The organism is Curvivirga aplysinae (genome assembly GCF_009711445.1).
Classification (GTDB): Bacteria; Pseudomonadota; Alphaproteobacteria; order UBA8366; family Aestuariispiraceae; genus Curvivirga; species Curvivirga aplysinae.
Window position 1 is genome coordinate 1 of sequence record NZ_SMMC01000209.1, and the last position, 20,145, is coordinate 20,145.

General features: G+C 41.3%; 17 protein-coding genes. 3 read left to right on the forward strand and 14 right to left on the reverse strand.

What is annotated here, in order from left to right; all coding sequences use genetic code 11:
- The first annotated feature begins 46 nt into the window (after positions 1–46).
- On the forward strand, positions 47–2,326 hold the full coding sequence (locus tag E1160_RS14600) for an adenylate/guanylate cyclase domain-containing protein (protein WP_155156481.1): 2,280 nt from the start codon (positions 47–49) through the stop codon (positions 2,324–2,326).
- A 294-nt stretch (positions 2,327–2,620) separates the two neighbouring features.
- On the opposite strand, the gene E1160_RS14605 is transcribed toward E1160_RS14600, so the two are convergent.
- Positions 2,621–3,487 (reverse strand): LysR family transcriptional regulator, encoded by an 867-nt coding sequence (locus E1160_RS14605; RefSeq protein ID WP_155156483.1) that lies wholly within the window; start codon positions 3,485–3,487, stop codon positions 2,621–2,623.
- A gap of 140 nt (positions 3,488–3,627) precedes the next feature.
- Between E1160_RS14605 and E1160_RS14610 the strand changes: the two genes are divergently transcribed.
- A complete protein-coding gene (locus E1160_RS14610) occupies positions 3,628–5,175 on the forward strand; it encodes a trimethylamine methyltransferase family protein (protein WP_155156484.1) in 1,548 nt (515 codons plus the stop codon).
- A 14-nt stretch (positions 5,176–5,189) separates the two neighbouring features.
- Positions 5,190–6,287 carry an aminomethyltransferase family protein gene (locus E1160_RS14615; protein ID WP_155156486.1) on the forward strand — a complete coding sequence of 366 codons (1,098 nt, stop codon included), beginning with the start codon at positions 5,190–5,192 and terminating at the stop codon, positions 6,285–6,287.
- A gap of 193 nt (positions 6,288–6,480) precedes the next feature.
- Here the strand turns inward: E1160_RS14615 and E1160_RS14620 are convergent, their stop codons facing one another.
- The 13 genes from E1160_RS14620 to E1160_RS14680 are packed head-to-tail and all read right to left on the reverse strand — an operon-like array spanning position 6,481 to position 20,145.
- Positions 6,481–7,710 (reverse strand): beta-ketoacyl-ACP synthase, encoded by a 1,230-nt coding sequence (locus E1160_RS14620; protein WP_328597166.1) that lies wholly within the window; start codon positions 7,708–7,710, stop codon positions 6,481–6,483.
- A complete protein-coding gene (gene fabG, locus E1160_RS14625; RefSeq protein WP_155156488.1) occupies positions 7,711–8,445 on the reverse strand; it encodes a 3-oxoacyl-ACP reductase FabG in 735 nt (244 codons plus the stop codon). It lies immediately after the preceding gene.
- Between the two features lies 1 nt (position 8,446).
- Positions 8,447–8,908 carry an ApeP family dehydratase gene (locus E1160_RS14630; RefSeq protein WP_155156490.1) on the reverse strand — a complete coding sequence of 154 codons (462 nt, stop codon included), beginning with the start codon at positions 8,906–8,908 and terminating at the stop codon, positions 8,447–8,449.
- Entirely contained in the window at positions 8,905–10,077 is a 1,173-nt protein-coding gene (locus E1160_RS14635) for a beta-ketoacyl-ACP synthase (protein ID WP_155156492.1), read from the reverse strand. Before E1160_RS14635 ends, E1160_RS14630 begins: the two co-directional genes overlap by 4 nt.
- Before the next feature lies 1 nt (position 10,078).
- Positions 10,079–10,639 carry a DUF3261 domain-containing protein gene (locus E1160_RS14640; RefSeq protein WP_155156494.1) on the reverse strand — a complete coding sequence of 187 codons (561 nt, stop codon included), beginning with the start codon at positions 10,637–10,639 and terminating at the stop codon, positions 10,079–10,081.
- Entirely contained in the window at positions 10,630–11,865 is a 1,236-nt protein-coding gene (locus E1160_RS14645; RefSeq protein ID WP_218048929.1) for an NAD(P)/FAD-dependent oxidoreductase, read from the reverse strand. Before E1160_RS14645 ends, E1160_RS14640 begins: the two co-directional genes overlap by 10 nt.
- Positions 11,866–14,172, reverse strand: coding sequence for an MMPL family transporter (locus E1160_RS14650; protein WP_155156496.1), 2,307 nt, complete (start codon positions 14,170–14,172; stop codon positions 11,866–11,868).
- Positions 14,173–14,174: 2 nt separating this feature from the next.
- Positions 14,175–14,750 (reverse strand): LolA family protein, encoded by a 576-nt coding sequence (locus tag E1160_RS14655; protein ID WP_155156497.1) that lies wholly within the window; start codon positions 14,748–14,750, stop codon positions 14,175–14,177.
- Positions 14,741–15,154, reverse strand: coding sequence for an acyl-CoA thioesterase (locus E1160_RS14660; protein ID WP_155156499.1), 414 nt, complete (start codon positions 15,152–15,154; stop codon positions 14,741–14,743). The genes E1160_RS14655 and E1160_RS14660 overlap by 10 nt, the downstream gene beginning before the upstream one ends.
- Before the next feature lie 14 nt (positions 15,155–15,168).
- Positions 15,169–16,713, reverse strand: a complete 1,545-nt coding sequence (locus E1160_RS14665; RefSeq protein ID WP_235914170.1) for an HAL/PAL/TAL family ammonia-lyase — start codon at positions 16,711–16,713, stop codon at positions 15,169–15,171.
- A gap of 43 nt (positions 16,714–16,756) precedes the next feature.
- On the reverse strand, positions 16,757–18,430 hold the full coding sequence (locus E1160_RS14670; protein ID WP_155156503.1) for a glycosyltransferase family 2 protein: 1,674 nt from the start codon (positions 18,428–18,430) through the stop codon (positions 16,757–16,759).
- The gene (locus E1160_RS14675; protein WP_155156504.1) at positions 18,427–18,789 is read right to left on the reverse strand and encodes an ApeI family dehydratase; all 363 of its coding nucleotides are present in this window, start codon (positions 18,787–18,789) and stop codon (positions 18,427–18,429) included. The genes E1160_RS14670 and E1160_RS14675 overlap by 4 nt, the downstream gene beginning before the upstream one ends.
- A gap of 51 nt (positions 18,790–18,840) precedes the next feature.
- Positions 18,841–20,145: an AMP-binding protein gene (locus E1160_RS14680; RefSeq protein WP_155156506.1), complete on the reverse strand. Its 1,305-nt coding sequence runs from the start codon at positions 20,143–20,145 to the stop codon at positions 18,841–18,843.

Consider the following 20,145-nt stretch of genomic DNA (forward strand, 5'->3'; position numbering starts at 1 on the left):
ATTTATCTAAATTGATGTTAAACTCACTTTGTTGCTGTGGGATAAAATGGACGACCCAACATTGAAAAAAAATGATGATGCCGAAAAACCATCAAATGATGGTGGTTCAAAGGAAATAGTATCGGTAGATACATCGACGCCAGTCGCGAAACCACAGTTTGGTAATGATGGTACTTCAGTTTCATCTGAGCCTAAACGTGAGTATCATCGTCGTAGCTATGAACAAACCAATCGTTTCCGTATCAGTATTAAGCCGAGCTTGGTCATGCTGGCAGTCTTGATTACTTTGGCGACGTCTGCGGCTATTCATTTTCCTTGGATGTATACGGCGACAAGCAATGTTAAAGAGTTAGTTGCCCAACTTAATCAAGAAATTATCAGTGATATTTCAAGTGAAGTAAAAGTTATTTTTGATAATGCAGAACGTGTTCAAGATACCATTGCTGAGTCCATGGAAAATGGGGCAGTCGACGTTAACTTTAAAGGGCGACTTTTAAATTATTTTTTCCCCTTATTGAAAAATAACCCCGACGTAACCTGGATTAGTTACGGTGTGCCTAATGGGGATTTTTATGGGGTTAATCGAGTGAATTCTCAGAATTTTCAATCAGTTAGAAGTTATTGGAATGAAGAAGACAGTATAGCTGATCGCCATTATAATAAATATGTCCTACAAGAAGGTCGTTTGTTCCAAACGCAATCTTCTACAGAACAAAGGAAATATGACGCACGTGAGCGTCCATGGTACCAAAAGGCTATAGAGCTACCAATTGAAAGTTTAGATTCTGTATGGACAGATGTGTATATTTTCTCCACCAGCCGTTTACCGGGAATTAATATCGCACGTCGTGTTGATAAAGAAGGAGAATCTATAGGGGTTGTTAGTATTGCGATTGAATTGGAAAGACTGTCCAATTTTATGCGTCATAAGTTTAAAACAAAACCAGGGACCGCGGCAATATTACGTGGTGATGGCTCAATGGTTGCTTTTGTAGACGCGAATGAGGTTACCTATCTGGATGAAATAACGAATAAGCCCAAGTTACGCCCAATTAGTGAGTCCTATCATCCGCTTTTAAGTCTCGCCGCCAAAGCTATTGCGCAAAATTCGGTAGCCCTTGATCAATTAGATGACTACCTGCATTTTGATTTGGAAGATAAAAATCAGGATAAGTATTATGTGACACTTGCACCCGTAGGGCATCAAGACTGGTCAATAGTTACAATCGTACCGGAAAATGCATTTTTATCATCCATTAAAGAAAATAATAAAAAGCTATTGGTTACGATTTGCTTGTCTATCTTTGCCGTTGGTGTTTTTGCTGTCTTGGTTGCACGTCATTTGATTACTAAACCAATCTCCAAGATTATTAAACAAGCAGAGTCCATTGAGAAATTTGAACTAAACAAAGTTCGTAAAGTCAATTCACCCATTTCCGAATTGGATGATTTATCCAATGCTTTCAATAAAATGTCGCGTGGTCTTGGTGCTTTTAGAAAATACCTTCCCTCAGAATTGGTTCAGATTTTGGTGCAAAATGACCAACTCGCGCGCGTTGGTGGTATTAATCGGACGATGACCATTTATTTCTCCGATTTGGAGAATTTTACGACGATTTCGGAAATTCTAGGCCCTGCTTTGGTTCCGCATTTATCAGAATATCTAGATCAAATGTCTGGTGAAATTCATGCGGAGAATGGCATCATTGATAAATATATCGGCGACGCAATTATGGCCTTTTGGGGCGCGCCAAATGTGAATGATGACCAGGCCGTTGATGCTTGTCGGGCGGCCCTTCGTTGCCAACAGTTACTGTCGGCCATGGCGGAAGTTTCCAAAGATCCCAGCCATCCTGTGTTTAAAGCGCGTATTGGGTTGAATACTGGACGTGTGATTGTTGGTAATATTGGGTCGAACTCACGCATGGATTATACGGTTTTAGGAGACCCTGTGAATTTGGCTGCGCGTTTGGAAAGCCTAAACAAAACCTATGGGACCCGTATCCTAATTGGATCTACAACCTATGAATTCGCGAAATATGAAGTTGTTGCCCGGAAGATAGATACAGTGAATGTGAAGGGCAAAGATCAAAAAACTCCAATATATGAATTGTTGGCAATGCGGACGCATAGTGGTGCCATAATGCCTGAATATGATTGGGTTAATACTTATGAAGAAGCGCTGGATCATTATGAGCGTCAGGAATTTGAGAAATCGATTAAATTGTTTGAAAACGTGATTTCTGAACGTGGAGGTGAAGATGCGCCTTCTTCCTACATGATTGAGCGTTGCAAAGCGCGCATCGCGGCAATTACCAGCTTATAAATTGGCTTTTTTAGGTAGTTTAAGGATTTTCTCACGGTGACTTTCACAAAGGGAATCGTATAATCGTCAGACGGTCCTCGATTAATTGTTTGTATCACTCCGTGTGAATACCATTGATGAGCAGTAAATCATCAATCAACTCGATCAATAGGAAATTGAAACGTAGAGCTTAGCCAGACAAAATTTCGCTTTGACTGAGTGGAGGTTGTTTACAGCTTAAGTTTAGCGACAATTTTCCGAAGTTTTGTTTAAAGTATTTACTTTGACACTGCTATTTCCCTTTATAATCAGGCACTAACCTTGAGTCTTTATCCAGTCAATGAAGGCCATTACATTGGGATCGTTTTGTACTTCTTCAGAATAGACTAAGAAGTAGCCATAGTCTGACAATTCACAATCACTCAAACGAAACAATTGTCCCGCTTCGATTTCATTTGAAATAAGATCATCATTTAACGCCACACCTTGCCCATCCAATACGGCTTGAACGCGTACATTTGGGTCAGGAATAATCAACGTGTCATATCGTGTCCCGTGTTGGACACCAACTTTATTATACCAATTTGTCCAAGCTGAGCTTTTGTCACTGTCACGTAACAATGTGAATTTAGCAAAGGCGCTCTCAAGACCTTCTCGTTGAACTTTCTCATAAGCATCTTTATTCCCGGTAGGCCAGGCGGGGCAACTAAATAGCTTGGTCACTTCAACATTACGCCATTGTCCATTCCCCCATCGAATGGTGATCTGAATGTCTTTTTCAATCTTGTCAGACATATCAAGAATAGGTTCGATCCGAAGTCTGATATTTGGGTTGGTATTCATAAATTCCATCAAACGTGGCGATAGCCAACGAGAGGCAAAATAGGTGGACATACCAATCGTTAGTGCGTTATCGGAAATTTCTTTCAAATGAAAGATCTGGGATTCTATCTGCGCGAAAGAATTTTTCGCTTGCATCAATAGATCTTCCCCTTTGGGTGTTAGGGTTATCCCACGCACATTTCGTTTAAATAACATAAACCCAAGAGTTTCTTCTAAACGTTTAATTCTATGACTAAGAGCCCCTTTAGTAAGGTTCATCTTCTCAGCAGCATCAGATATACTGTTGAACTGCGCAATATCTACAAAAGATCTTAAGTCATCAAAATTACGAAAAGCCATCTATATCGTTTAATTAATTTAAACGATGGAGTCAAAATTTTTCGATTTTCATAAAGTAAGATATGCCCCACATATCTCATATAAACGCAAATCAACTTGTACATGATGTTCAAAAGCAAATCATATTAGGTTTCCCTCTCATGACAGAAACGTCACCAAGAATCAAGGTAACAGATCGTCGCAGCAGACGCGGCAATCGTATAAAGTCGGTTGCGAAGCAAAAGTCACCAATCCTGTCTAAACGATTCATAGCCCCCTACGAACTTTTGTCAGACTCTGTTTTGGAGAGGTTGGAAGAACAGGCTGATTGGCTTTTGGAAAATGTTGGCATGGAATTCCCAGAGGGAGATGATTATCTCGACATATTTAGGTCGGCTGGTGCAAAAGTTGAAGGAAGACGTGTCAAATTTAGAGTAGGTCAAGCCCGTCAATTCTGTGAAACCGCACCTACCGTTTTCAAACTTGAAGCACGTAACCCGGTCCATAGTCTTGAACTTGGTGGAAACAATATTGTTTTGATGCCGGGCTATGGGTCGCCATTCGTCACAAGTCGAGACAGTTCAAGGCGATATGCAACACTGGACGATTTTAAGAATTTTGTGAAGCTGACTTATAGTACTCCTTATTTGCATCATTCCGGTGGTACTATTGTCGAGCCCTCAGACATTCCAGTAAACAAGCGTCATCTGGATATGATGTTAGCCCATCTTACCTTGTCCGATAAACCATTTATGGGATCTGTCACACATCCTGCACGGGCACGTGATTCCATTGAAATGGCGCGCCTTGTATTTGGTCAGGAGTTTATGGAAACAAACGCAGTTATGCAGGGGAATATCAATATTAACTCCCCCTTTGTTTTCGACAAGACAATGGCCGATTCTCTGCGCGTTTATGCAGAAGCTAATCAATGTGTTTGCATTTCGCCGGCCATTTTTGGAGGCGCAATGGGGCCTGTTACACCAGCGGCAATTGCAGCACAGACACTGGCTGAAAGCATCGTCGGCATTGCACTTGTCCAACTAATTAACCCCGGATGCCCAGTTGTTATGGGGAGTTTTCATTCTACAATGAATTTACGCACGGGATCCCTGACCTTCGGGACACCTGAAGCCAATCTGGTCAGTATGGCCTTGGCACAATTGGGGAAAAGGCTGGGTGTTCCCATACGTTCTGGTGGAGGGGAGGTTACTGCTGCGAATACAGCAGATGGTCAAGCAATGGCAGACAGCACAAGCGCCATGTGGGCCACCTTATTGTCCGGTGCCCATCAGGTGTGGCATGCCGCAGGCTGGTTGGAAGGCGGGCTGACCATGTCTTACGAAAAATTCATTCTGGATATTGATAATTGCGGTGCCCTTCTCAGGATGCTGCAAGGTATGTCGGTAACGCCAGATACTCTTTCCAAAGAAAGTTATGAAGAGATTGGTCCAGGTCAGAATTTCCTTTCAACCCGCCATACCCTCGCCCATTTTGCCGATGCGAACTACGAATCCTTGCTTCCTGACGTTGGCCCCTACGAATCTTGGAAAGAGGCGGGCAGTTTATCTGCGGATCAAAGGGCGACAAGCGTCTGGAAGAACATGCTGGAAGCTTACGAACCACCTCAACTGGATTCAGAAATATTGTTGAATCTCAACGACTATGTGGCATCGCGCAAAGAAGAGATGCCTGACGCTTGGTATTAAAAAAGGAGTTTGATATGACCAAAGAACTAAGCCGTATATCTGCATTGGCTTCCCGACATACAGAATTAGGATCCGGCCTGGAAGACTGGAATGGTATGGGCACTGCCTGGAGCTATAACTCAGATCCAAATGATGAGCATGATGCCATTCGGGAAAAAGCAGGTATGTTTGATATGTCTCCCCTTAAAAAAATATTTATCCGCGGCAAAGATGCTGCCGAAGTACTTGATCATCTGACCACACGGGAGATGAGTAAGATTAATCCTGGTCAGGCGGCCTATTTATGCGTTTTGACTGAAGAAGGAACGCTGGCAGATGATGCGATTGTCTCCAATAATGGAGGAGATGAATGGATGATCGTACATGGGTCAGGTGAAACCATGGCACTTTTGGAGCAGTCTGCCACTAATCGAGATGTGAATATTGCCTTTGACGACGACTTGCATAATGTTTCGGTTCAAGGACCAAAATCACTTGAAATTCTTAATCCGCATTGTGATTTTGACCTACAGGCACTTGCTTATTTCCATCATCAACCAGGACTGTTATTCGGTCATCCCTGCCGTATTTCACGTACGGGATATTCAGGGGAGCGCGGCTACGAGATATTTGCGCATGGATCCGTTATTGGGGATATTTGGGATAAACTTGCGGCATCCGGGGTAATGCCTTGTTCTTTTGCGTCCTTAGATAAAGTTCGTATTGAAGCAGGGCTGTTATTCTATGGCTATGATATGACAACAGATCATACTCCCTTTGAAGTCGGATTAGGCTTCACAATTAGCAAAAACAAGAAAGGTTTCAGAGGCTGTGAGGCTTTATGGGCTAAACAAGGCAAAGAGCAAATTCAAAATGTTTGTTTAGACATTAACCTTGATGACATGGCAGTAGGCGGTGAGATTTTGTTTATGGAACAGCGCGAGGTGGGTGTCGTGAATAGTCCTGCCTATTCGCATCGTCTTCAAAAATCACTTGCTCTAGCGCATGTTCATGCAAGCTTGGCGAAGCCCGGCACTGTTCTGGAAATGCGAGGCGATAATATGAGCACTACTGCCACCATCGTGGAAATGCCAATTTATGACCCTGATAAGTCTCGAACGCATGAGGTTTAGCTTTTCAGGTAGATCTCTTCGTTAAAACTTGGCTTGAATGACTTTGCTTCAGAACGATAGCATTTAGACGCGGTTTTTATAAAAATTATTAGCGAGTTTCATTATTTGTGGTGCGCAGTTGAAAATTTGCGCCCATCTTCCGAAGTTTTGTTTGAAATATTTACTCGCGCACTGCCATGAATACTTATTGACTCTAGGAACATTTTCTAAAAATCAAAGACGTGTTTATGCCCCCAAACGCAAAATTATTAGACATCATATATTCAGCATCGAAGGTTCTGCCTTCGCTTACTATATAGTCTAAATCAGCACATGCGGGATCGACTGTCTTCAAGTTGGTTGTATGTGTGAACCAACCATCATGCATCATCTCAAGACCTAGCCAAGCTTCAAGCGCACCACAAGCACCCAAACTATGACCAAAATAGCTTTTTAATGAATGAATAGGCGTTTGACCGCCAATAACTTTCAACGTTGCATGGCTCTCTGCAATATCTCCACGCTCTGTAGCAGTACCATGCGCGTTGACATAATCAATTGCACTAGCATCCAGTTTCGCATCTTTTAACGCTGTCTGAAGGGCCATCTGCATTGTTTCTTGAGTGGGTTGTGTTATATGATTTCCATCGGAATTTGTTGCAAAGCCAACAACTTCACCATAAATCGTTGCGCCACGTGCCTTGGCCCGTTCATATTCTTCAAGAATAAGTGAGCCTGCACCTTCTCCTATAACCAACCCATCTCTATCTTGATCAAAAGGACGGGGGGTCAAGTCAGGTGCATCATTCTTGGTCGATGTGGCATAAAGCGTATCAAACACAGCTGCCATAGACGGACAAAGTTCCTCAGCACCGCCAGCAACCATGACATCCTGCAACCCATATTTAATGGATTCATACGCATAGCCGATCCCTTGGCTTCCAGATGTACAAGCACTTGATGTAGGTATAACACGTCCTGTTAAACCGAAAAAAATACCAATGTTAACCGCAGCCGAATGGCTCATCATTTTAACATAGCTAGTTGCGGTCAGATTTTTAATCATGCCGGTATTAATCAACTCAGAAAACGCCGTCATAGGTTGGGTGCTGCCAAAAGAGGAGCCATAGGCCACCCCCATACGACCACTGCCAAAGAGATCACTATCTCCGTCCAAACCAGCATGTTTTAGGGCAACCTCAGTCGAATAAACCGCCATACGGGATACAGGCCCCATAGAGCGCAACTGTTTTCTTGAATAATGCTTATCAACATTAAAATCCAATATCGGGCCAGCCAAACGGGTATTCAGGTCTTTGTAAAAGTCCCATGAATCCATTTTTTTTATGCCCGTTCTATTTGCACGGAAGGCTTCTCGAATAGTTGGCCAATCTTTGCCAAGCGATGTCACACCGCTCATACCAGTTACAGCTACGCGTCTCACTTAATACATTCCCCCATTAATTGATAGCACTTGCCGTGTTACATAAGCAGCTTCATCGGAACATAAATAAGACACAGCGCCAGCGACCTCATCAGGGGTCCCTAATCTTTGTAATGGGATCGTTTTTTTGATTTGGTCTAAAGGCAAATCATCTATCATTTGTGTTTCAATTAAACCGGGAGCAATAGTGTTTACAGTGATTTTACGCTTACCCAATTCTACCGCAAGAGATTTCGCTGCCCCGATCAAGCCAGCTTTTGAGGCACTGTAATTTGTCTGTCCCCGATTACCTACTTCACCAGAAAGAGAGCTCATGACGACAATACGACCTCCTTTACGAGCAGATACCATCGGCATGACAAGTGGATGCAGAACATTATAAAAACCATCCAGATTTGTATGGATGACTTGGTCCCAATCAGCAGCAGTCATGGCAGGAAAGGCGGTGTCCTTGGCTATACCTGCATTAAGTATTGCTCCGTAAAATGCGCCATTTTCTGAAATAAAACTTTCTATTTTCTCTTTGCATTCCATACGGTCAGCAATATCAAATTGTATCAAGCTGCCCTCACGACCCACATTTTGTACTTGTTGCAAAGTTTGCTGCGCCCCATCCCAGTCGCGACCATAATGAATGACGACATCAAAACCGTCATGGGCCAATCGGGTGGCAATTGCTTGTCCGATTCCTTTACTCGCGCCGGTCACAAGAATACTACGTCCTGTATTCGTCATTTCAGGTCATCTCCATAGCGTCAAAATTATCTGGTTGATAAACATTCAGTGTCGCGTTAGAGACTTTCACCCCTTCACGCATAATGATACATTCGAAAGCTGCCATTTCACCATCGTTATAAAGAACGCTTGCTTCAATCTCAAGGATATCACCAAGAAGAAAATCACTTTCCGATAGGGTTAATTTTCTCGTCCCCAATAAGAAGCCAATCTTAACGTCCTCCCCCAGATCCAAAGCTAGGACTCCTTTATGACAAGCAATGGTTTGTGCCATATATTCCACGGCGATATAGGCCGGTACTGCATCTCCATATAGGAAAGGTGCCTTTTCATTAATGCAGACAACAGACTTAATTGAAGTTTCATTATACCCAACAACTTTATCGACTAAGATCATTGGGGCTTCATGGGCCAATAAATCATTAGTTGAATAATGACAGCTTTTTAATTCTAGTTTACTCATAATGATCCACGCCCCAGAATAACACTCACATTATTGCCACCGAACGCAAATGAGTTACTCATCATATAATTGGATGAAGCTTCAGCCTTCGACGACACTAAGCGAATGTCTTTTGCCATTTCCGCAAAATTTTCACCACAATAGTGTTGGGGTAGCTTGTTATGTTGAAACGCCAAATATAAAAAAGCAATTTCATTAATCCCCGCAGCACCTAGCATATGACCTGTTAATTGCTTGGTAGAACTTACATAAGGTATATTTTCCGAAAAAACAGACCGGATAGCCTTGACTTCCATCGCATCATTAAGATGTGTACCAGTTCCATGTACGTTGATATAGCAAATATCTTTTACCTTTATATCTGCATCTTTGAGCGCGAATGACATGGCATTAGCAGCCCCAGTGCCTTCAGGATCAGGTGCACTCACATGATACGCATCACTGGTTTCACCAATACCCAATAATTCGGCACCAACCATTTCTCTTGTCAAAAGAAAAGCGGCAGCGCCCTCGCCGATATTAATGCCGTCCCTTGTTTCAGATAACGGATGACACAAACCATTTGACAGCGCTTCCAGTGCCTTAAAACCATTCAAAGTCAACTGACATAATGTATCAGCGCCCCCTACGATAACTGCATCACAAAGCCCAGTTGCAAGATAACGGCGTGCAGTAGATAAAGCTTTTACACTTGAGGTGCAGGCAGTTGAAATCGTCAATGCAATGCCATCGAGCCCGTAATAAGCACGCACAAATTCTGAAATTGAACTTGGTTCCTGTTTTTCATATTCAAAACTTTCGCCAAAACTGCCCAATTTACTTTTAAGCATAATCTGATCTTCATTATCAGAGATACCTGTCGTGCTGCTGCCTAAAACAACCGCAACTCTATCTTTCCCATATCGTTTTATCGCCTTTTTGATTTGTGCCTCTATTTGCATAAGAGCCGCCAACATCATACGATTATTACGACTATTAAATCGTTCAAACTCTTCAGATATCAAAGGAAGAGAGGATGAGACTTCACCGACAATAACAGACTGACCTTTGATCAAATCCATGCGTTCTTGCATCCCTAGCAAAGACGGTTGGAAAAGATTATATGCCACTTCGGTTGACGTCTTTCCCAAAGGATTGATAATCCCAAGGCAATTCAAGAAATACCCCATATTATGCCCCGACCTTTTGAGAATGGATGATTAACTTATAGCCAACGTCTTCATTAACTAGGGTAACATTTTGCTGCCACCGGTTATTAGGCGAGTCTTCGGAATGGATGATGACATGTGTCATTTCTGATTGATGAATTACACGTTGTCGTCCATCAACTTCAACATGTTGAATTGAATTATCAATATCTTTAAGGCGGTCCACAGGCCAGAAACTATAGACCATATCTCTGAAAATATGATGCATAGATATGGTTTTTGGAAAATGTTCATAAGTTTTATAGTCTACACCTTGTTCAGACCAATATGCCTCTGCCAAACGTTGACCAAATGTATCTAGAATAATCACTTTAATACCAGAATGACGAATGGAAAGTCTGGATTGAAAGACAAAATTCTTTTGCTTAAAACGTCCTTGCAAAAGCTGGATAACTTCACCTTCAAAGTTAGGTGATTGCCATTGCAATTTAGACGGTATTGTTTCTTTATATTCTAACGCATCAAGCTGGTCGCCTGAACAAGCACTAAGCAACAGAAAAAGCCAGATCAGAATTATTCGCATTGGGCAGCAACCAAATTGATATAATGGGCAGGTCTTCTGACAAATGCATTCTCTTGATCCCAAGCATAACCTGCCAAAATTGAGGTGATCATACGTTTGATATCATTATCAGTATTTGGGGATTGTTTGATAATGCGTTGAAGTCTGCCATCGTACCACGAAGAGACGAATTCCCTGAAACAATCCACTCCTACCATGAGTGGTCTTACATATTCCTGAGTCCAATCAATTTTACTTTCTTGTTTTTGTTTAAGATAAGCATCTACCGCTAAATCGGCAGATTTCATCGCAATAGTTACACCGGATGAAAAAACAGGATCCAGAAATTCTGCCGCATTCCCTAATAAGGCAAAACGTTCTCCAGCGAGTTGACGCACATTAGCAGAATAACCGGTGATTTTCGAAACTGACCTGATCTCTTTTGCGTCAGATAAAAGGTTTTTTAATTCCGTCATGCCGGAAATACCTTGCCATAGGATCTCCGCATTGCTTTGCGAATTATCTGCTGATTTGTCTGTTGGCATAACAATACCAATAGAACTCACATTGTTCGAAAAAGGAATCAGCCAGGACCATATATTCGCATCCTTTTCATGCACTGAAATTAGAATTTTATTGCGGTCAAATTCTTTCTTATCTAGTTGATCATGAATATGTGTGAAAAATGCAGTACGTGACGGAAAATCAGAAGGTTGATCCAGGTTCAACAATCGCGGCAATACCCGTCCATAACCGCTAGCATCCATCACAAAATCGCATTCAATTTTTTTTGTGTTTTGATGGTGATCTTGGATTTGCAACTCACATCCTGAAGGATCAATATGCGCTGCTATAACCTCACATTGATAATGGATAGAAATACCTGCCTTTTCAACGGCATCGGCAAGAATTTTATCAAAATGTTGGCGCTGTACTTGGAAGGTTGTGTCCCAACCATCTGCGGTTTTTTCCGAGAAATCAATACTAGCGAAGCCATCTGGAAATTGAAAATTAGCGCCATTTTTATATTGGAAATTCGCTTTCTCAACAACCTCAATCAAACCAGCCCTTTCCAAATATACCATCGATTGAGGTAGTAAGCTTTCACCAATCACAAAGCGGGGGAATTGCTGCTTTTCTAATACGATTACATGACATCCCGCATCATATAATCTTTTTGCAGCTATCGCACCAGCAGGCCCAGCGCCAATCACTACGACATCACATCTTTCCACTATGTCTTGCACTTATATATTCTCCCGTGACGTTCTTGCTAATGGAGCAAGAACAAAAGCAATTGTCACTCCTATTAAAACTGTTAATCCAAATGTATGAAGCGCATAATGATTACTAAAAACAAGTAATCCAAAAGCTAGTGCTGAAGAGATGGCAGATAATCCATTTGCATAAATGCTAATTGGATAATGTTCGTCACTGCTTTCAGCAGCAAACAAGGCATAATCCATCCCTAATGCAAATACCAGTATTAACCCCACTGCCGTAAAGAAAGAAAAACCATGCCCAAAACTCGATAATAATACAGGTGTAAGAAGTATCGCTATAGCTACTGGTAAAACGATACGCCAGCTATGTCGCTTTCCATACTTGAAAGCTAAAAGCCATGTAACCAGCAGTAGCGTAATACCTAAAAGGTGAACGATCTTTTCACGATAAAAAGCGAAACTTGCAGAGATATCCCCAGCAGGATCAACAAATGTAACATTTGGCATTTCAGATATTCGCATTAAATCTTGAATTTTCCTAATATCCGTTACTCCATCCAAACGAATGATATGTGCTGCACCAGACGTTGTGGCATCCTGAGTTAATATCTGCTTATTGACTTGCTCTACGAGGCGCTTATCTAAAACATTTTTAGGCGTAAGTAGCTGCCCTAAACTATCTTGATAAGCGGTTTTCGTTAAAAGTGGGTAGGCAGACCAATCGACATTCTCGAAAGCCTCTTGAATCAGTTGTTGATCTTCCAACTGTTGTCTTATTGATGGAAAAAATTCAGAAACCATCATATAATTTGTAAGATATCCTCGGTACAGCATATTTTCTAATACTGGTTTAAAGACCTCTTCGCTTTCCAAAACATCCTGTGTGTTTTGTCCCTCCACGATGAAAAATTGATGACTGGAGTTGGTTGAAAGCAAAGTTTGAATATGCTGTTCCTGCCTCTGAAGACTTTCAGATAAAGACTGCATCTTTCGAATATCATCATTCACATGTAAATTTGGTATAAACAAGATGAAAGCAATAATGGCGCCGCCTAAAATCAAGGCCGGTTTATGCCCTTTTGAATGGCGTTGCCAAAATAAAATCAAGCGGTTAGACAAAATAAATAAAGGACCAGATGGGGATTTAGTTTTCATACGATCAAGGTGCGGGATCACATAGCCCACCGTTAAGTAAGATCCAACTAAACCTGTTATCGCAAATAAACCTATTTGCTTTAGGCCAGGAAACGGTAAGAAAAAGAAGCAAAAGAAACCGACTACAGAACTAAGCATCCCTAAACGCATAGCTTTGTTAACAGCATGATGACGTTCTGTGGTCGTGCCTATATTTTTCACGAAAATAGTACTGCCATAATGGAAGCAATAATCGACCGTCACTCCTAGAATGGCGACTCCAAATACAAGGGTAAATGCATAAATTTGCTCATGGATAAAAAGAACAATCGCAATTCCCGAAACAAGTCCTGTATATATTGCAATTAAGGCATAGAAAATAGGGTAAGCAGAGCGAAAAGAAATCAATACAAGAAACAGAACACCAATTAGTGAAATACTGCCCAGTATTGTTGCTTCCCCCTTACCTTGTTCTATACCTTCATATGTATAAAAAATAGCGCCAAGCCTATGCAAATCCAGATCTATATATTGCGCCTCAAACTGCTCAATCAGCGGTAATAAATTTTGTTGAATTTCAGGGGCAAACGCACTTCCTGATAATTGGAATTCCAACAGTGCATGATATTTCCCATCTTTCATTAAAAAGGGAATGCCGTTTTCATTATTCCAATTTTTTTGATCTGCATTTAATTGTTGTAACCATCGTGCCTTCAACAATAGAGGATCATGGTAAACTGTATTCGCAGATAAAATGGAGAAAGGGTTTATTAATTGCGCCATTGTTTGTTGTAAGACATCGTTAATTTGCCCTGACTTTAACAATATCCTCGTCTCTACATCCAGTAAGCCTGAGCGATAAAGTTGCAGATTTTCAAATAAAGTAGATTTATTCAAATTTGAATGAATCTCAGGAGTTTCTTTCGTCAAACCAGCTTGCTTTAGATTTTCAAGAAGTTTGCTCGTTACAGACAACAAGAATGCTTTTTCTTCATGGGATAGAACCAGCAAAACACGGTTTTGTACATCTTCGGCAATTTGTTTTTTTGCTTGTTGTTTCCAACTATTTTGTGGCGCATCAGATGGAAGCAGTTCAAGTAGGTCGCCATTGATAGGTAAACCGCTGCGACTTTCCCATATAACAAAACTTGATAGTAATGCGAGACAAATTACCCAGATTGAAAACGCAATCCTCATCTTTAATTAGGCTCCGGCAGGCTTGGCATCTCACTTAACGGTAACAGTTCAATTTCCCCGAATTGTATTTCTTCCCGATCGCCTGTTTTGCGCTTCATATAAACAGAAGACAGCATGTTCTTTTGCCCGTTGAACCTGATCAGGTCAAAAGGTGTATTCTTCAACTTTTGCGTAGGGAGAGCGAATATCCAACCGGCTTCATTTTCAAGTAATTCTACTTGATATGTTTTGCTTATTTCTTCCTTAATATCCTGGCTGTCTAAAGTAAGCAGTAATGAACGAATAGATTGTAAAAACGGAAGTTGGCTTATGGGGACTTCCATTGATTTTTCCTTCGCAACAAATTGTATTATATTTGTTTCCGAAATTAACATCTCCGTCTCAAAGGGGAATGTCACCTGCCAATAGATAATATCTGAGGGATAAATACTTAAATAGCCTTCTGACTTGATAGGCTGATCCATACCCGATAGCCATTTATGTTGTAGAAAAGCAATGCGGCTACCCATTTGATTTGCTTGCGCCAGACCGATTGGGACAATCAAAAGAATGGTAAATAAAACAAGAATCAGACGCATTGATAAGCTTCCACCAGATTGATCAAAACATCCGGCGAGGCAAGGCGCATTTCCTGATCTTCAATACCCACAGCAACCTGCACAGTATAACCTTTATTAATCCGATGGCCTGTCTCTTTATCGGTGATCAAATATTCAATTTTTAAGCGACTTTCATACTCAACCAATTTTGCTTCTATGATCACTTCTTGCGCAAAGTGTATTGGTTTAACATATTTCAAGCGCATATCGACAATCGGCCACGCATAGCCGGACTCATACATCTCGTTATAATTATAGGATATTCTATCAAGTAATGCTGATCGGGCTTGCTCAAAAAAGCGAACATAATTTCCATGCCAAACGATTTGCATGGGGTCCAAGTCATAAAATTGTGCTTTTATTTCTATAGACGCTGTAATCATTTAAATATTCTATCTCACTTATATAGTTGCCAGTGACGCTTGCGTATATCAACAAGCAAGCCACGCAAAACAGCTTCAAGAGGCTTATCTTCGGTAATGAAGTCAATTCGATCTTTCAACTGAGTCTGAAAATTCTGTATCGCAATGGTCATTCTGGACATATCCAGTTCTTGATTGCGTTCACGTAAACGCAAGGCCTGACAACAAGCTATCAAATGCCCTGCAATAACCTGTTCTGTTAATTCTATGACACGCAAACAATCTCTTGCGGCTATGGTTCCCATACTCACTTTATCTTGGTTATGGCATTCCGTTGATCTGGAAAAGACACTGGCGGGCATGGTGTTTTTCAATGCCTCAGCCGTCCATGCAGAAACACCAATTTGCACGGCCTTTAAACCATGGTTCAAAGGTGCTCGCTCCCCAATGGCGCCTGATAGGTTCGATGGTAACCCATTGTTGAATTTTACGTCCACCAACAAGGCCATTTGTCGGTCCACTAAATCGGCGATATTTGCAATTAGATTTTTCATCCCATCCATGACAAATCCGATATGTCCTCCATAAAAATGCCCACCATGAAGAATACGTTCGGCTTCACCATCGATGATAGGATTGTCATTGGCACTATTTAATTCTGTTTCAATAAATTGCCTGAAGGTTGGTAGCATATCTTCCAGAACACCAATAACATGCGGAGCACAACGGATAGAATATCGATCTTGCAGACGATCCAGTGGTACATCTTCCATACAATTTGCAATATCTTCTCTAATATAAGCGGCAATTCGATTTTGACCCGGATGCGGTTTAGCAGCAAACAAAACTTCATCAAAATGTTGTGGATTGCCTTTCATAGCAAGGCTAGTCATCGCTGTCAGACGTGCAGTCAATTGACATAGATAATCCGCCTGTATATAGGCGAGACAGGCAAGTCCTGTCATGACGGCTGTGCCATTCATAATTGCCAAAGCCTCTTTAGGGCGCATGACAAGCGGCGTTACATTCAACTCCTTAAAAACATCCATAGTGGGGCGGCGTTCATCTTTATAAAGCACCTCACGCTCCCCAATGAGAACCGCTGCTACATAAGATAAAGGCGTCAAATCTCCACTGGCTCCAACGGAACCTTCTTCAGGTATAATTGGTAAGATATCTTCATTCAACAACGTGGTCAGTAAACGCAATAGATCAAAACTTACCCCTGACACTCCGCGACAAAGAGAGGCGAGGCGAACAGCTAAAACAGCACGCGTTTGGTCAGCGGAAAGAATTTTGCCCAACCCACAACCGTGAAAACGTGATAAATGGATAGGAAGTTCATAGGCATTTTCTACTGCAACGCCACGTGTTACGGAATCTCCATAACCTGTTGTCACGCCGTAAATAACGCCATCTTCTTGAAGTTTATTATCAAGGAAATCTGCACCTTTTTTGATCTTATCAACAAAGGCAGGTGTTTCTGATAGGAATGCTGTTCTTTTTCTTTGTGAGATTGCAAAAACATCTTCGATAGATATTTCGTCTTCACCAAAAATAACAGGTGCATTATCCAACATTTTCATTCTCTTTATAACAGAAGCTTCTAAAAATTTGCTCTTCTTAACGATGGTTATTCCAGAAGTCAAAGAAGTTAAACCATTGGTAGGGATAGCGCATACAATATTTCTCTAAAAATGTTGTATATTGTTTTTGATACCCAATGATGGCCTCTTCCTTATTTCTTCGAGGTAAAGTAATTTTCTCTGCCAATTTATCGAAAACCAAACGGTAACGATCTCCCTCTTCCATACATAACATCATATATGTAGGGGCTTTCAATAACGACGCCAAAATGACTCCACCTTGTGGGAAATAGGCTTCTTGCCCCAAAAAATCTATCTTTGAGACACGTCTACCTGCATCAACAGGTGTACGATCAGACGCAATAACAATCCATTCGCCTCTTTGGAGACGCTCTTCCATCTCAATCGCAGTTGCTGGGCCCATTTCGGTCACTTCAATCATATCGATCGCTGCTGCTGGATTATAATATGTCAGCATTCGATTAAACTTTATCGCATTCTTTGTATGTGCAAAAACCGTGATCTTTATTTGGTGTATATTCGAGGAAAGCGCCCGTGCAATTTCGATATTGCCAAGATGTGACGTCAACACCACAATTCCCTGTCCTGATTTAACGACCTCTTGAAAATCAGGATTTTCAGGTAAAATAATGGAGCTTTGGCCGATATCACCGGTCCATACCGCCAGTTTATCAAGCGCCGCGCGACCAAAATGCTGGAAATGCCGAAAGCTCTGACGCCAACTTACTTTTCCTGTCTTCCCAAGCGCCCGAAAAACCTTCTCAAGATATGAAATAGACGCTTTGCGTGGGGCCGATTGGCTCAAAAAGAAGTAAAGTAAAATTGGTTGCAAAATTGCCAAACAGATTGAGCGTCCAAATAGTTTATAGGCACCCGCAAGGAAACAAATTCCCCAATACATGCCTCTTTCACCGCGTTCAGACCAATGAAGGTTATCTCCTTTGCCAGACGCAGGCATCATTTTTCGCATAAGCAGCACCGGCATTCTAAAGAGCATCTCAAAAAACAATTTCGAATGCATTTTACTGATTCTGATATTATCTTCAAAGGTCTGGAAGTTAGATGTGTTATCTGCAGGGTAAGTTACTTTGACCGGAACATTTCGAATTTGTATGCCATCCCAGGCAAGTCGGACCATGATTTCAATATCAAAATCCATACGTAATCCGATTTGACGACGATTTAACAAATTCGAAACTGGTTCTAGGGGATATACACGAAAGCCACACATGCTATCTTTAATTTGGAAAGATAAGGTTTCAATCCAAACCCAAATATGGGTAATCCAGCGTCCAATTTTTCGGCTTAAAGGGATTGTATCATCATAAACAGGCACCCCCGTTATCAAATCTCTTGGGTGCTTTTCAGCAAGCGCAATTAAATCAGGTATGGCTTCAAGGTCATGTTGTCCGTCCGCATCGACTTGCAAGACATGTGTAAAACCCATTTCTTTGGCCAATTCAAAGCCATGGATAACCGCCTTACCCTTACCCTGATTCACGTCAAGATGATGCGCATATAGATGATTATCGGGATCATGTAGATTTGCAACAATTGATCGTGTTGGTTCTGAGCTGCCATCATCAATAATAAGAACGACATGCCCTTCACTTACCAGTTTTTTTGCAAGTGATTCGATAACCCTTGGATGATTATAGCAGGGAATAACGACACAGAGCCTGAAATTCATTGTGGCCTCAGCTTAATAATACCAGAGGAAAAAACATCGTCTAAAGAACTGTAACGGAAAGCAACGTGGTTTTTAACAGCCTGATAATCCAGCTTTAATTGAACGGTCATATCGGGCTCTATAAATTTGCGATATTTTAACTGCGATATTTCATGAATGGATGAGTGGATTTCAAAATATTGTCGGGTATATCTCACCGCCCAATCCAATTGTGCGACGCCCGGGAGAATCTTTTTTTGAGGGAAATGTCCCTGAAATTGAAATAAACTCGCCGTGGCGCATATATCCAATGTTAAGATATTCTCGACGCGATCTATTTTAATAATTTCTGGTTCTATATTTGAAGTCTGCCAGTCCATGTTCCGCCCATTTGAAATACCGCGACAATATAGGGGTTTCACTCATAGCTATCAATCAAACAAATCACGTAACTGTTTTATATTTCTCTTACCCTGACTATTGACGGGAATTTCATCAACGAAGCGCCATTTTCTAGGCAAAGTGACCCGTTCAAAACGCCCATTCAAACGTTTTTTCATTTCCAAACCCAATTGATACTTACCCATCTCTTCCATGACTTTCAAACCATAGGATGTCAAAACTACTATTGCGACCAATGACTGGCGATCATCCTCTAATCTGAGACAGACTGCATCTCTCACAATATCTTCATCCATGAGCGCATATTCCAGTTCAGGCAAGGAAAGACGCTTGCCTTCTATTTTAATAATACGATCATTACGCCCTTTAAGAATGAACCGACCATCTTGAAAAATTGAGACGCAATCATTGGTCTGATAGGCCTCGGGTAAAAACGGCGAGTTGATCAAGAGGGCATCGTGATGGGTTGATATCTTAATACCTGAAAAAGCAGTCCAGGCCGTATCGGTTTCAATCTGTTGACGATATGCAATACCTCCTGTTTCCGTACTGCCATATACTTCGATGGGCAATGCTCCCAATATATCAAAGGATCGTTGTGCATCTTCATATCTTAACGGTCCACCTGATGAAAATATTCCCTTGATTTTATTTTCTTTAGGCAGGCAAAAGCCTTGAGGATAGCGTGACAAATGAGCTGGACTGCTGATTAAGATCGATCTGTCAAAATCATGTATCAATAACTCTTCCCAAAAATGGATTTGTTCGTTGACAAATGAATGACCCGCACAGATGGGCCAAAGCAATTTAAAGATCAACCCATAAATATGCTGATGTGAAACGGTTGACAGGACGACGTCGTTTTTCCTTATTTCATACCACTGAGTATGCTGACATAAAATCTCAGCATCTAATTGCCAGAACGCTTTTTCGACTGCTTTTGGATTACCCGTTGACCCTGAAGTATAGAAGACGAGTGTTTGTTCGTCATAAGAGTACACTTCTTCAATCTCAGGAGTTTGAATTTCGCCATCCACGCAAATTGCAATTCCTTGCAGCAAATAATCTTTTAAAGTTTCGGACGCCCCGTTTTGAGGCAATAAGATTGTTTTACCTAAACGATATAAGGCAAAAAAATTAACTAGGAACTGGTAGCTATCCTGATGGAACAAGGCAACAGCAGATGATTTTACATTGGAAAAATTGGTTTGTTGTACATCCACATCTTTCTGAAAGCTGGAAAAATGGCATGCCTTATTTTCAATATATGCAACGACACATTCTGGATGTTGTTTGTAATTGGCAATATCATTTATTGAAAGAATGGACGTCAT

Coding starts and splice junctions, on each gene's coding strand:
- E1160_RS14600 (WP_155156481.1), top strand. CDS start 47: ATGGACGACCCAACATTGAAAAAAAATGATGATGCCGAAAAACCATCA.
- E1160_RS14605 (WP_155156483.1), bottom strand. CDS start 3,487: ATGGCTTTTCGTAATTTTGATGACTTAAGATCTTTTGTAGATATTGCG.
- E1160_RS14610 (WP_155156484.1), top strand. CDS start 3,628: ATGACAGAAACGTCACCAAGAATCAAGGTAACAGATCGTCGCAGCAGA.
- E1160_RS14615 (WP_155156486.1), top strand. CDS start 5,190: ATGACCAAAGAACTAAGCCGTATATCTGCATTGGCTTCCCGACATACA.
- fabG (WP_155156488.1), bottom strand. CDS start 8,445: ATGACGAATACAGGACGTAGTATTCTTGTGACCGGCGCGAGTAAAGGA.
- E1160_RS14630 (WP_155156490.1), bottom strand. CDS start 8,908: ATGAGTAAACTAGAATTAAAAAGCTGTCATTATTCAACTAATGATTTA.
- E1160_RS14635 (WP_155156492.1), bottom strand. CDS start 10,077: ATGGGGTATTTCTTGAATTGCCTTGGGATTATCAATCCTTTGGGAAAG.
- E1160_RS14640 (WP_155156494.1), bottom strand. CDS start 10,639: ATGCGAATAATTCTGATCTGGCTTTTTCTGTTGCTTAGTGCTTGTTCA.
- E1160_RS14650 (WP_155156496.1), bottom strand. CDS start 14,172: ATGAGGATTGCGTTTTCAATCTGGGTAATTTGTCTCGCATTACTATCA.
- E1160_RS14655 (WP_155156497.1), bottom strand. CDS start 14,750: ATGCGTCTGATTCTTGTTTTATTTACCATTCTTTTGATTGTCCCAATC.
- E1160_RS14660 (WP_155156499.1), bottom strand. CDS start 15,154: ATGATTACAGCGTCTATAGAAATAAAAGCACAATTTTATGACTTGGAC.
- E1160_RS14665 (WP_235914170.1), bottom strand. CDS start 16,713: ATGTTGGATAATGCACCTGTTATTTTTGGTGAAGACGAAATATCTATC.
- E1160_RS14670 (WP_155156503.1), bottom strand. CDS start 18,430: ATGAATTTCAGGCTCTGTGTCGTTATTCCCTGCTATAATCATCCAAGG.
- E1160_RS14675 (WP_155156504.1), bottom strand. CDS start 18,789: ATGGACTGGCAGACTTCAAATATAGAACCAGAAATTATTAAAATAGAT.
- E1160_RS14680 (WP_155156506.1), bottom strand. CDS start 20,145: ATGACGTCCATTCTTTCAATAAATGATATTGCCAATTACAAACAACAT.